This window comes from Longimicrobium sp. (genome assembly GCA_036377595.1).
GTDB lineage: Bacteria > Gemmatimonadota > Gemmatimonadetes > Longimicrobiales > Longimicrobiaceae > Longimicrobium.
On the sequence record DASUYB010000189.1, the window covers coordinates 1 to 12,498 of the forward strand.

General features: G+C 65.7%; 10 protein-coding genes. 4 read left to right on the plus strand and 6 right to left on the minus strand.

The annotated features are described in order from the left end of the window. Nucleotides 1-274 precede the first annotated feature (274 nt). The 3 genes from VF092_30090 to VF092_30100 all read right to left on the minus strand — a co-directional run bounded on the left by VF092_30090 (nt 275) and on the right by VF092_30100 (nt 2,695). Entirely contained in the window at nt 275-1,435 is a 1,161-nt protein-coding gene (locus VF092_30090; GenBank protein HEX6751582.1) for an aminotransferase class I/II-fold pyridoxal phosphate-dependent enzyme, read from the minus strand. Between the two features lie 142 nt (nt 1,436-1,577). Continuing rightward, complete coding sequence (gene lspA, locus VF092_30095; protein HEX6751583.1) at nt 1,578-2,078, minus strand: signal peptidase II; 501 nt, start codon at nt 2,076-2,078, stop codon at nt 1,578-1,580. Further along, on the minus strand, nt 2,075-2,695 hold the full coding sequence (locus VF092_30100) for a fumarylacetoacetate hydrolase family protein (GenBank protein HEX6751584.1): 621 nt from the start codon (nt 2,693-2,695) through the stop codon (nt 2,075-2,077). Before VF092_30100 ends, lspA begins: the two co-directional genes overlap by 4 nt. Nucleotides 2,696-3,210: 515 nt before the next feature. On the opposite strand from VF092_30100, the gene VF092_30105 reads away from it, so the two are divergent. Then, nucleotides 3,211-3,450, plus strand: a complete 240-nt coding sequence (locus tag VF092_30105; protein HEX6751585.1) for a hypothetical protein — start codon at nt 3,211-3,213, stop codon at nt 3,448-3,450. Nucleotides 3,451-3,506: 56 nt separating this feature from the next. Beyond that, nucleotides 3,507-4,532, plus strand: a complete 1,026-nt coding sequence (locus VF092_30110) for a SagB/ThcOx family dehydrogenase (protein HEX6751586.1) — start codon at nt 3,507-3,509, stop codon at nt 4,530-4,532. Nucleotides 4,533-4,599: 67 nt separating this feature from the next. Here VF092_30110 and VF092_30115 read toward each other — a convergent pair whose 3' ends face one another. The 3 genes from VF092_30115 to VF092_30125 all read right to left on the minus strand — a co-directional run bounded on the left by VF092_30115 (nt 4,600) and on the right by VF092_30125 (nt 9,696). Further along, nucleotides 4,600-7,152 (minus strand): helicase C-terminal domain-containing protein, encoded by a 2,553-nt coding sequence (locus VF092_30115; protein HEX6751587.1) that lies wholly within the window; start codon nt 7,150-7,152, stop codon nt 4,600-4,602. A 61-nt stretch (nt 7,153-7,213) separates the two neighbouring features. Beyond that, a complete protein-coding gene (locus VF092_30120; protein ID HEX6751588.1) occupies nt 7,214-9,175 on the minus strand; it encodes an NACHT domain-containing protein in 1,962 nt (653 codons plus the stop codon). Between the two features lie 278 nt (nt 9,176-9,453). Continuing rightward, the gene (locus VF092_30125; protein HEX6751589.1) at nt 9,454-9,696 is read right to left on the minus strand and encodes a hypothetical protein; all 243 of its coding nucleotides are present in this window, start codon (nt 9,694-9,696) and stop codon (nt 9,454-9,456) included. A 125-nt stretch (nt 9,697-9,821) separates the two neighbouring features. Between VF092_30125 and VF092_30130 the strand changes: the two genes are divergently transcribed. Beyond that, the gene (locus VF092_30130; protein HEX6751590.1) at nt 9,822-10,346 is read left to right on the plus strand and encodes a DinB family protein; all 525 of its coding nucleotides are present in this window, start codon (nt 9,822-9,824) and stop codon (nt 10,344-10,346) included. After that, nucleotides 10,343-12,025 carry a serine/threonine-protein kinase gene (locus tag VF092_30135; protein ID HEX6751591.1) on the plus strand — a complete coding sequence of 561 codons (1,683 nt, stop codon included), beginning with the start codon at nt 10,343-10,345 and terminating at the stop codon, nt 12,023-12,025. Before VF092_30130 ends, VF092_30135 begins: the two co-directional genes overlap by 4 nt. The last annotated feature ends 473 nt before the right edge of the window (nt 12,026-12,498 follow it).

Here is a 12,498-nt window from a genome sequence, read left to right on the forward strand (position 1 = left end):
CAGTTCGGCGGGAACCACCGGCGGCGGGGTCAGGGTGGAGGGACTCATCGCCAACCTTCTACTCCCCCCTGGGACTTCGGTTCCGGCGCGGAAACAGGCTTAACCAAGCACTTACAACGCAAATCGCGTCACCGTCGCAAAGTGCTGAGTGCTGAGTGGGCGGGACGAAGAGACTTGATCTCACGCAGAGGCCGCAGAGGGCGCAGAGGATCGGTATCGGTTCCTCTGCGCCCTCTGCGGCCTCTGCGTGAGCCCTTCTGTTCGCGTCGGCCGATCACACCATCCTGGCGATGCGCTCGGCGCCTTCCTGCAGCCGCGCCTCGGTCTGCGTGAGGGCGACGCGGAAGAAGCCCTCGCCACCGGCGCCAAGGGACTTGCCGGGGAGCACGGCCACGCCCTGCTCCAGCAGCAGCCGCCGCGCCCACGGCTCGCTTTCCACGCCGGCGGGGAGCGGCACCCACAGGTACATGCTGGCCGCGGGCTTCGGAAGGTCGAACCCGGCAGCGCGGAACGCCTCCCACGCGGCGTCGCGGCGGCGCTGGAAGGTGGCCACGTTCTGCGGCACCCACTCGGCGTGCGAGCGCAGCGCCGCCATCGCCGCGTGCTGGATGCTGAGCGACACGCCGGTGTCGGCGAACGTCTTCACCCGCGTGACGGCGGCCACGAGGTCGGGGTTCCCCACCGCCCAGCCGATCCGCCACCCGGTCATGTTGTAGGTCTTCGACAGCGAGTGGAACTCGATCGCCACCTCCTTCGCGCCCGGGATCTCCAGCACCGAGGGCGGGCGGTAGCCGTCGTACGCGATCTCGCTGTAGGCGTTGTCGTACGACAGGATCACGTCGTGTTCGCGGCACCAGGCCACCGCGCGCTCCAGGTACTCGCGCGGCGCGCAGGCGGCGGTGGGGTTGTTGGGATAGTTGAGGTAGAGGATGCGCGTGCGGCGCACGACCTCCTCCGGCAGCTCCCAGAAGGGGACGAGGAAGTCGTTCTCGGGGCGAAGCGGCACCAGGTGCGGCTGGCCGCCCGCGAGGACGGTTCCGCCGACGTACGCCTGGTAGCCCGGATCGGGGATGATGGTGGCGTCACCCGGCTCCAGGAACGCGAAGGGGAGATGGTAGATCCCCTCCTTGCTCCCGATCAGCAGCGCGATCTCCCCCATCGGGTCGACATCGAGCCCGAAGCGCGTCCCCATCCACCGCGCGATCTCCTCGCGGAAGGGGACGAGGCCCAGCTGGAAGGGATAGCGCGAGTTGTTGGGATCGCACGCGGCCTGCTGCAGCGCCTGCACCGCGGCGGGCGGCGGCGCCAGGTCGGCGTCGCCCGTGCCCAGGTCGATCACGTCGACCCCCCGCGCGCGCAGATCGCGCTTGATCCCCGGGACGTCGGTCAGCGGGTACGGCGGCAGGTCGCGGAAGCGGCGGGCGAGATCGGGCATCGGGAACCGGACCGGTCGGGAAGGAGGAAAGTCCTAAGTCCTAAGTCCTAAGTGCTGAGTGCTGAGTGCTGAGGACCGAGCGGGCATGCGCGATCTTTACAATCGCAAGCACTTAGGACTTAGGACTCAGGACTTTCTTTTCTCAGTTCTGCACCTGCGCCGGCGCGGGCGGGCCGTGCTGCGGCTCGGTGAAGATCATCCGCGCGGCCAGCAGGATGGCGCCGAAGGTGATGGCCACGTCCGCGACGTTGAAGATGAACGGGAACCAGCGCACCTGGATGAAGTCCGTCACCCACCCGTTCAGCACCCGGTCGCCCAGGTTCCCCAGCGCGCCGGCCATGATCAGCACCGCCGCCAACCGGACCAGCCCGTCGCGCGTGCGAAGGGCGATGCGCGCGGCCACCGCGATCCCGACCGACGCCGCGGCCACCAGGATCGGCAGGCGGATGTACTCGGGAAGGTCGCGCAGGAAGGAGAAGGCGATCCCCGGGTTGCGGGCGTGCGCCAGCCACACCCATCCCTCGATCACGGCGCGCTGGCCGTAGAGCTGGATGTGGTTCTGCACGAGGAACTTGGTGAACCAGTCGGCGGCCACCACGGCGAACAGCGCCAGGGCCAGCCAGCGGCGTCGGTACTGCGTCATGCGTCCTTCACGGGGTTGCGGACCGTCCCCACGCCGGGGACCTCGACCTCCACCACGTCGCCGTCGCGCAGCGGGCCCACGCCCGCCGGGGTGCCCGTGGCGATCACGTCGCCCGGCTCCAGCGTCATCACCCCCGAAATGTACGCGATCAATTGGGGGATGGAGAACGCCATCTCGCCCACGCGGCCGTGCTGGCGGACCTCGCCGTTCACGCGGCAGACCACCTCCAGCCCGTCGCGGTCGATGCCGTCCAGCACGGCGATGGGACCCAGCGCGCAGAAGGTGTCGAACCCCTTCGCCCGCGTCCACTGGCCGTCGGTCTTCTGCAGGTCGCGCGCGGTCACGTCGTTCAGCGGCGCGAACCCCGCGACGAAATCCCACGCGTCGGCGGCGGAGACGTGGCGCGCGCGGCGGCCGATCACCACCGCGATCTCGCCCTCGTGCTCCACCCGCTCGCTCTCCGGCGGCAGGACGATGGCCTCGCCATCCCCCACCAGCGACGAGGGTGGCTTGAGGAAGATCAGCGGACGCTCGGGAAGCTCGTTCCCCAGCTCGCGCGCGTGCTCCAGGTAGTTCCTGCCGACGCAGACGATCTTGGACGGGCGCGGGAGATCCAACGGCTTCCGGCGGGTGAGAGGGTTTCCTGGTACGTCCCGACCAATCGCGACGACAATGCGACTGAAGTCGCGGCTACAACTACACGAAGTCCGCCTTCGCGGACTACCGGCGCCGGCGCGGCCGCAACGACGGTGCGCGCGGCGGGCGCTCGCCGAAGCGGCGTCCGACTCGCGCGCGGGGACGCGCACAAGAAACCGGAGGCGCGGTTTTGTTCCCCCCGCACCAGCGCGTTACCGCATATCGGAAGTCTAGCAGCATCCGACGACGGCGGCGATGGGACGCGATCTGGCGACGGCCGCTTCGTTTCCGACTTTGCATGGGGAAGGGCTGCCCCACACGAGTGGGACGCGACGTCCCCGAAGCATTACCCACTTCTTTGTGCCACTCGTCGTAAGCGTTTGCAAGGCAACATCGTGCGTGCTTTGCCGCGAATCGGCACAACTGTTGATGGAATGCAGGGCCAGATCGATCGTCCTGCGTCACTTTCTTCATCCCACACCTCCCGGAGGTTCCGATGGCCGAAACTGCCGATCACCACGCCCATGACGAAGCTTCGAAGCTCATCAAGAAGTACGCGGAGGAGCAGCAGATCCGCGTCGAGCTCACCGAAGACCAGTACAACGCCATCCTGAACGCCTGGAACGAGAAGGATCCTCGCAAGCCGGCGCGGATCAGCTTCCACGTGAAGGACCGGGCGGTCGCCGTGCTGGACGTGGCGGGATACCGCTATCGCGGCAACACCTGCTGCGTGTGAGCGGGCTACCGGAACATGCCGGAGGCGCAGGGGAGCGTCTCCGGCGCGCACACGCGTTGGTCGCGCACTGGGACGCGGGCGAGTTCCTGCTCGAGAACTATCTCAGCCATCGCCGCGTTGCCGTGCCGCCGTTAGTGGCTCACCTGCTCCACGGGCTCGACGGCTATGCCAGTTCCGCCGAGATCGCCGAGCGTCTGGGGATTCCCGGCGCCGCGGAGCTCGTCGCAGAACTGGCCGCTGCCAACGTGCTGGTTTGCAAGGGAAGTGACCTCGAACTGCAGGACCTCGCGGTGGAGGAACGCTGGCCTTGGGGAAGGGCAGCCGCGTTCTTTCACTACTCCGCTCAGAACATCGTCTTTCACGAGGACCTCCGTAAAGAGGCCGAGTTGCTGGCCGAGCTCGCCTCGGCCGTGCCGCCGCCACCGGTATACAAGGATTACGGCGCGCCCGGGCTGCAACTTCCCGGCACCCAAGACGATGACCTTGGAGGCTTCTGGGATGTACTGCGCCAGCGACGCACACGCCGGTCTTTTTCAGGAGACGCGGTGTCGCTCGACGACTTCGCGCGGGTGCTGCTGTGGACGTGGGGACGGTCGCAGGTGTTGCACGACCCGGTGTTTGGCGAATACGTGGTGAAGACGAGCCCGTCCGGTGGAGCGCGCCACCCGGTGGAGGTATATCCTCTGGTCCTGCGGGTAAACGGCGTGGAACCGGGCCTTTACCACTACTCCGTCCGCTGCCATGCCCTGAGCCAATTGCGGTCTGGCTTCTTCGCCGACGAGGCAGCGAGGCTGTGTGCCGGGCAGCAGTGGGTAGCCGACGCAGCAGCGGTGTGCTTCATGACCGCCGTCGTGCAGAGGAGCGCATGGAAGTACCGGCAGCCGCATGCGTATCGGGTCATCCACCTCGATGCGGGACACCTCGGCCAGACCTTCCACCTGGCATGCACCGCACTGGGACTGGCACCGTTCACGACCGGCGCGTCTCGTGAAACCGAGGTCCAGCAGTTCCTGGAGATCGACGGCGTTTCCGAAATCCCGATGTACGTAGCAGCATTTGGCGTCCCTGCGACACAGGCCTGACCACCCCTGCATCCGGATCGTACCGGGTTCCCCAATTCACCTGCTCCGCGCACCTTGATCGGGCTGCCTAGCCCGCGATGCGGCGCTCCTGGCGGTCGCCGTAGAAGCGCAGCATCGCCGCCTTCACCGTCTGCCACGGGCCCTTCACCAGCGGCGCGTCGGGAAGCGAGTCGAGAAAGTAGCGCCCGTAGCTCTTGCGGGCGATCCGCCCGTCCAGCACCAGCACCACGCCGTGGTCCTCGCGGCTGCGGATCAATCGCCCGAACCCCTGCTTGAGGCGGATGGCGGCGTGCGGGAGCATGTAGCTCCAGAACGAGTTGCCGCCCGCCAGCTCGATGGCCTCGATGCGCGCCGCCGTCACCGGCTCGCTGGGCACCTTGAACGGCAGCTTGGGGATCACCAGCCCGCGCAGCGGCTGCCCGGGCACGTCCACCCCCTCCCAGAAGCTCGTGGTCCCCAGCAGGATCCCCCGCCCCGACGCGGCGAAGCGCTCCACCAGCTGCGCGCGCGGCGCCTCGCCGTGCACGAACAGCGGCCACTCCTCGTCCACCCGCCGCTGCCGCAGCTCGTTCGCGACGTGCCGCAGCGCGCGGTAGCTGGTGAAGAGCACGAACAGCCCGCCGTCGCTGATCCGCGCGTGCTCGATGGTCGCGCGCACCGTGGCCTCGTCGTGGCGCGGATCGCGGTCGCCGGCGGGGAGCGGCAGGTCGGTGGGCACGGCCAGGAGCGACTGCCGCTCGAAGTCGAACGGCGACGGATAGATGGCCTCGTCCACCCGGTGCTCGTCGGCGAACGGGTAGCCCAGGCCCAGCCGCTGGCGGACGAAGCGGAAGTTCCCCTGCGTCGCCAGGGTGGCGGAGGTGAGGACGACGGTGGGCACCTGCTCGAACACCGACTCGCGCAGCACGTCGGCCAGGTCCAGCGGCGCGGCGTTCAGCGTCAGGTTCCCCTCACGCCCCTCGCGCTCGGGCTGGCGCTCGATCCACCGCACCATCTTGATCGCGTCCTCGCCCGGCCGGAGCGCCTGGCGCAGCGCGTCGCCCGCCGCGTCGACGCGGTTCGTCGCCCCACGCAGCTCGACGAGCTGGGCCTCGAGCTGGCGCTGCATCTCCTCGTCCACCGAGACGCGCTCGCGCAGCAGCTCCATCGCCTCGCGCAGGCTCTTGAGGTGGTCGAGCACGCCGGTGAGCGCGTCGTCCAGCCCCAGCGTCCAGATGGGGTGGGAGACGAAGGTGTCCTCCAGCCGGATCGTCTCCTCTCCCCCGCCCGTGAACAGATCGTTGAGGAAGGAGAAGACGGTGGCCGCCCGCTCGCGCGCCCCATCCAATGCGGGATAGATGCGGTGCTCGATCACGTCCAGCGCCGAGCGCGCGATCAGGTCGTTGCGCACCGCCTTCAGCGCCGAGGCGAACGCGGGGATCAGCCCCTTGCCGCGGTTCTCCAGCCGCCGGAGGATGCGGAACAGCCCGCGCCGCGTGATGCGCGCGCCCAGGTGGCTGGTGGCCGCCTCCTCCAGGTTGTGCGCCTCGTCCAGAACCAGGCGGCGGTACGACGGGAGCACGGCCGGCGCGGTGTAGTTCCCCAGCGTCCGCCGCACGGCCAGGTCGCTGAACAGCAGGTGGTGGTTGACGACCAGCACGTCCGCGGCCGAGGCCTCGCGGCGCGCACGCTGGTAGAAGCAGTCCTCGAAGTGCGGGCACTTCACGCGCAGGCAGACGTCGGTCTCGCTGGCCACCTCGTCCCACACCTCGGCCGACGGGCGGAAGGAGAGGTCGGAGAGCGAGCCGTCCTTGGTGGTCTGCAGCCACTCCACGATCCCCTGCAGCTCCGCCGTCTTCTGCGGGTCGAAGAGCGACGACGCGTTCGCCTTGGCCAGGAGCGCGCGGCGGATGGAGACGTAGTTGGCGCGCCCCTTCACCAGCGCGTACTTGAACGGCTGGCCCAGCGCGCGGCGCAGCAGCGGCAGGTCCTTGTCGACCAGCTGCTCCTGCAGGTTGATGGTGTTGGTGGAGACGACCGTGCGCTCGCGGTTCTGCAGCGCCCAGTGGATGGCCGGCAGGAGGTAGGCGACCGACTTCCCCGTCCCCGTCCCCGCCTCGGCGATCCCCACGCCGCCGTCGTTGTACAGCCCGGCGATCATGCGGGCGAAGTCGCGCTGCTGCGGCCGGTCCTCGTAGCGCGGGTGGCCGATGGAGAGCGGCCCGCCCGGCCCCAGCTGGTCCGCGACCGCGTCGGCGTCGATCGGCTGGAGGTCGCCCGCCTCGGGCGGCTCGACCACGACGTACAGCTCGCTCGCGTCGTTGTCGGTAATGGCGAAGCCCAGCCCCTGCTCGAAGATCCGCGCGGCGACGTGGAGGTCGGCCTCGCTCGGCTCCAGGACCCCTGACGGGTGATTGTGGAGCAGCAGCCCCGGCTGCGGGATCTCCTTCTCGCGGATGAGCGCGAGCACGGCGGACGCGTGGCCGCGCGCGATGGTGCGCGGCTCGTCGACGGTCCCGTCCTCGCCCACCTTGCAGACGAAGCACACCTCGTTGCCGCGCGCCCGCGCGATCTCGCGGCGGATGCGCTCGGCGGCAACGGGCGTGAGGAAGAGGTCGACGGCGGAGCGGGGGGACTTCATAGCCACAAGATAACCACAAACGCCGGCGCGCGCCTGATCTCACGATATATAGCGTGAGCGATCACAGCCCACTGAGCAGATCTATATTCGAATCCTCTAACGAGCCTTCACTTTCAAACTCAAAAACGATGTTTTGACAAGCAAGCGGATCGAACCAAATGCCGACATCAAGCCCTCGAATCAGCGTGTTCACATGTGAAAACAGTTCCGGAGAATTGAAGGGAGCTATCGGATCGTCAGTAAGAAGAACCGGCTTGCCAATGCCTCGCACTACAGGTTCGACTGCCATTACGGCACTCACGTCCTCCTCCGACGTCCAATCATATGCGCAAAAAATTTCATTACCTTTCGTCCTTAGCAGATCGAACAACTCTGCTTCTGAGTGCGATCCGTAAGAAAATACGAATACCTTCTTTGAGAGTTCGGATCCATAAAGTGGTTGGTACTTAGGTGGAAGCGGCACCCCTGAACGCGACGAAATCTCCTCTACACTTGCCTTCAGTATGTCATGAGGGCCGAAGACGATCGAGCGATGAAATGTCATAGTTTTACGTATTGCAATCGCATTATAAGACACGGAGCCGTATTCGCCACAGTATACTGAGTTGATATGCGAAACAAACTGCTTGGCCAGCGGATAAATAATGTTCGCCCTAAACGACGGAAAATCTAAATCATAGCATAGGTCCAACACGGTCAGATATCTCCCACTATCGTCAGAAATCATCTTACGCAATATCTCTCCTTCCCTTTCTTTTGCATCCAAGCAAATAAAGCAGGCTGCGAAATACTCCTGGAGCGATTTGTGCGACCACCGATATTCGCTCCCATCTCTCACGAACAAAGGAACGGTCGTAAGGAGATCCTGCAGGAAATCCGAGCTACGGAATTTAATTCCCTGCGAATACTTCGCCGCTTCGGTTAACACTCGAACTATCTCGTCACGAGAGTACGCCACTTTCCGTAACTTAACAGTTAAGAACGAAAACGATCTAAGAACACGGTGAAACTCCTCTATGTCTAAACCTGAGTGCTTTTCTCGAATGAAGGCACCGGGCTTCGTAAGATCGTGTGTTTCGAATAGGGCATCAAATACTTGGCGATAGAAAATATGTTTCTTAAACGGAATACGAGGTTTATACTCGTATGATTTAAACAGTAACGAGACAAGGAGAGGGTTTTCCAAAAAATCACTAACAGACTCGAGATGAGGTTCTTGCAACGCCGCAATTAGTCGCGACGAGATCTCACCTGAAGTATCATACTTGCGAATTAATGCGAATGCCTCTTCTCGCAATAAGGGAAGTACATCAAATCCAACAAAATCGGAGAAGGTAGCGAGCGCAGCTTCTGGTCTCGACGCCATTACAAAGAAGTTATCAGGCAGTTTCGCAATAAACTGCTGAAGACTATGTGTTACAGGCTCACGCTCCGCAAGCGGCACCTCATCATACCCATCTAAAAAGAAAATAAAATGGCCGCGAGTAAGTAGCTCGATGACAAAATTCCGATCAACAGTCTCGCCGACTGGAGAGAGTTCGGTAATAACAAACTCGATCAAATCCACCTGGCTGGAAAGTTTCCGTAGTTCAACAAAAACAGGTATTCCTATATTCCTCCGGACTGTCGCAAGGAACAAAAACTTCAGCATCGTAGACTTACCCATGCCAGCGGTATCCCGGATAAGCACTCGTGAATGTCGCTCAAGCAGTTCCGGCGGGTAGTCATCAATTAGATACGCTTCCCGCATACGATCCCGTTGAATCCGCATCGGAATGTACAACTCCTCCAAAAGCTTTCGCTGATTCTGAAACACTAAGACATTAAGATAAGAGTGACGCTCGTAGGCGCGATCCAAGTAGTCTTGAAACTTCGAGGCAAAGCTATTCTGGATCAATTCTCGGTCAGTACGATACTTCGCGAGCAATTTGATTAGTGCCGGCTTGAGCCACGTTTCTACTATCGCATTCGTAAACGGGGTAGCCACGGACGCGATACTCTTGACGGTTTCGAAGTCGGGCATCGGATTGGCTTCGTTCAGTGTTCTACGTTGACAGGAACCCGAGGGGCCAATTTACCAAGTCGTCCTGATTCACGCGAATTATTGTTCCCGTCGGAATCAATGCATAGCAAACCAATTCAGGCGCAGAGCGCCACACCTTGTTTCTTCGATACAAGTGGTCCATGTGCTTCAGGTGTGGTCGCCATGATGTTGGTAGGGGCGGCGCCCTTCGCCCAGAGAGCACCAAGCAGGTTGCAGCAGAGCATCAGCATCTACTGCGTTGAGGCATCGTAGACTGCTCATCCGATCGCTTCCGCCGGGTCGCTGCGGTCCAGCGCCTCCAGCAGCAGCTCGAGGTCGTCGTTCGCGACGGCGTCCATCTCCACGAATCCCAGGCGCACGGGCTCGGCGTCATCCTCGGGGCAGCGGAAGCGCGCGGCGAAGACGCCGAGCTCCGTGGGCGCCGGGTGGCCGTAGAGGATCTCCACCAGCCAGCTCCGCCCGCGCGCGTCCTGGAAGATCGCCTTGTCCTTCGTTGTCATCTCATCCCAGTGTGAAGTGTACGCGGGAAGATAGCTCCCGATGATGGAGATGACATCTCCATGGAGACGGGGCACATGGCTTGCCCGACCTTCCAGCGACGGGACCCACCTGACGGAGGACGGGGATGGAGACGCTGCCGCGCGAGATGGTGATGAAGGCGGTGGGGATGGTGCTGGCGGAGGCCTACGAGGGGCCGCAGGACCCGCGCGGCACCTGGTTCGTGAACAACGCCGCCGACGCGGGCTTCTTACCCACGCTCGACGCGCTGTCCGCGGAAGAGGCGTCGCGGCCGCCGCACCCGGGGCGCAGCACGGTGGCGGCGCACGCGGGGCACCTGCGCTTCAGCCTGGAGGTGTCGCGGCGCTGGGTGGCGGGCGAGCGCGGGCCGTTCGACTGGGGGCAGAGCTGGGCCGTGCGCGAGGTGGACGACGCCACCTGGGCCGAGCTGCGCGCCGGCATCCGCCAGGAGTACGCGTCGTTCCGCCGCGCGCTCGGCGAGGCGGGAGAGCTCGACTTCCTGGCCTTCGCCGGCGTGCTGGGCGCCGTTGCGCACGCGGCGTATCACCTGGGCGCGGTGAAGCAGATGGTGCTGGAGCTGCGCGGCGCCGCGCCGTCCGAGCCGGCGGAGGCATCCACGGGAGCCGCATGAGGCAGCCGTTCGAGCGGGCGCTGGTGGGACGCACGCTGGCCGGGCGCTACGAGCTGCTCGGCGTGCTGGGCGCGGGCGGGATGAGCGTCGTGTACGAAGGCATCGACCGCGTGCTCGGCCGTCCCGTGGCGGTGAAGGTGGTGGCGCTTCCCGCCGAGAGCGACGAGATGCGCGACAACCTGCGCGAGCGCTTCCGGCGCGAGGCGGCGTCGGCGGCGCGCATCGCCCATCACCCCAACGTGGTGCAGGTCTACGACTACGGGACCGACCCCGAGCTGGACCTGGACTTCATCGTGATGGAGCGGCTGCGCGGGCGCGACCTGAAGCAGGCGCTGGCGGCGGGCGGCGTTCCCGCGTCCGAGGCCGTGCGCATCCTGCGCGAGGCGGCGCGCGGGCTGTCGGCCGGCCACCGCGAGGGGATCGTGCACCGCGACGTGAAGCCGGCCAACGTCTTCCTGGTGGGCGAGGACGGGCGGCTGGACTACGTGCGCGTGCTGGACTTCGGCATCGCCAAGCCGCTGGAGGCCGAGGGCGACGACGCGCTGACGCTGACCACCGCCGGGCAGCTCCCCCACTCGCCGGCGTACGCCTCGCCCGAGGCGATGGACCCGGATGGCGTCGTGACCCCCGCGAGCGACGTGTACCAGCTGGGGCTGATCGGCTACGAGCTGCTGACCGGCGACCGGCCGTACTCGGAGAGCGAGCGCAAGCGCATCCGCGCGGGCGAGGAGGTGCCGCTGGCCGACACCCCGCGCTGGTCCGCCGTCCCCGCGCCGCTGCGCGCGGTGATCGCCCGGGCGCTGCGGCTGGACCCGGCGGCGCGCCATCCCGACGCGGCCGCCTTCGCCGATGCGCTGGCGCAGGCCGACGACGCGACGCTCCTGCACGTCCCCGACGACCACACCGTCACCGCCGCGCCTCCCATCGACGCTATGCGCGCGGCGCCGGCGTCCGCGCCGCCCATCTCCGTCCCCCCGCCCGTGCCGCCGGAGCCGGTGTCGGACGAGCCGGTGTCGATCCCCTCGCCGGTGCGGCCGGGGCGGCCCTGGTCTCCCGCGATCTGGGGCATCCCCCTCGTCCTTCTGCTCCTCGCCGTCGCGGTCTGGACGGCGCGGCAGCGGGGTGCGCGCGGGGACGGCGCCGCGGCGGCCGCGGACACCGGCGCCATCGCGCAGCTCCACGACAAGTTCCTGGCGCTCGAGGGACAGGCCGCCACTGCGGTCCCCTCGCGCGTGGCCGACACGCCGCGCGCCGCATCGCCCGACACGGCGCCGGCCGACACGATGGCCGAGGTGATGGACGCCGCGGCGGTGCAGCGCGTGGTGATCGACCTGCACGCCGCGTGGTCGGCGGGCGACCTGGACCGGATGATGAGCCACTACGCCGGCACGGTCGACTACTACGACGAGCCGAACGCCAGCCGCGGCTTCGTGCGCCGCAAGGTGGCGGAGACGATGCGGGCCTGGTCGACGCGCAAGATCACGCTGAACCGGCAGGCGGCCATCCTGCTGCGGCCCGACCTCGCCCGCGTGCTGGTGGACAAGGAGTGGGACTTCTCCGGCAACGGCCGGCGCTGGTGGGGCTCCATGCGCCAGGAGCTGCTCCTGCGGGCGGAAGACGGGGATTGGAAGATCGTCTCGGAGAAGTCGGTGGAGATCTATCGACAGCATCAGAGCTAGATCATTGTCGGCGGGCCGATCCCGCTGACGTCATCCCGAGTCATCATACCGGCTGCCGTAATTGATTGTGCATTCCGATCAGATGTCATTCCGAGCGGCGCCGCTGCTCCGAACCTCCAATCGCGCTGATGCCAGGCGGCGCCCGAGGAATCTGTGGCATGCGTCCGAGCGACAGGCGGCCTGTAGCTCGGGAGCCGGCCACAGATTCCTCAGGCGCCACGGCTTTGGCACGGAGGACAGGGCGGCGCAGCGCCTTCGGAATGACATTCCTTCGTCCAATGCACAGTTGATCCTGGAATCCGGTATCATACCCGGACCTGTATTCTGCGCGTTTGTCGGACGGCGTGATGGGGCCGGCCATAGATCCTTCGGCCTGCATCTTATTGTGCAATCACTGATTACGGTTTGACCGGCCTCAGGATGACGTCGGTGTGGGGTCGGGGTTTGGACCATCGGCGAATTCCCGGATCATC

What these genes read in the sequence shown, in the direction of transcription:
- VF092_30090 (HEX6751582.1), bottom strand. Translation starts at nt 1,435, where the DNA reads ATGCCCGATCTCGCCCGCCGCTTCCGCGACCTGCCGCCGTACCCGCTG.
- lspA (HEX6751583.1), bottom strand. Translation starts at nt 2,078, where the DNA reads ATGACGCAGTACCGACGCCGCTGGCTGGCCCTGGCGCTGTTCGCCGTG.
- VF092_30105 (HEX6751585.1), top strand. Translation starts at nt 3,211, where the DNA reads ATGGCCGAAACTGCCGATCACCACGCCCATGACGAAGCTTCGAAGCTC.
- VF092_30115 (HEX6751587.1), bottom strand. Translation starts at nt 7,152, where the DNA reads ATGAAGTCCCCCCGCTCCGCCGTCGACCTCTTCCTCACGCCCGTTGCC.
- VF092_30120 (HEX6751588.1), bottom strand. Translation starts at nt 9,175, where the DNA reads ATGCCCGACTTCGAAACCGTCAAGAGTATCGCGTCCGTGGCTACCCCG.
- VF092_30125 (HEX6751589.1), bottom strand. Translation starts at nt 9,696, where the DNA reads ATGACAACGAAGGACAAGGCGATCTTCCAGGACGCGCGCGGGCGGAGC.
- VF092_30130 (HEX6751590.1), top strand. Translation starts at nt 9,822, where the DNA reads ATGGAGACGCTGCCGCGCGAGATGGTGATGAAGGCGGTGGGGATGGTG.
- VF092_30135 (HEX6751591.1), top strand. Translation starts at nt 10,343, where the DNA reads ATGAGGCAGCCGTTCGAGCGGGCGCTGGTGGGACGCACGCTGGCCGGG.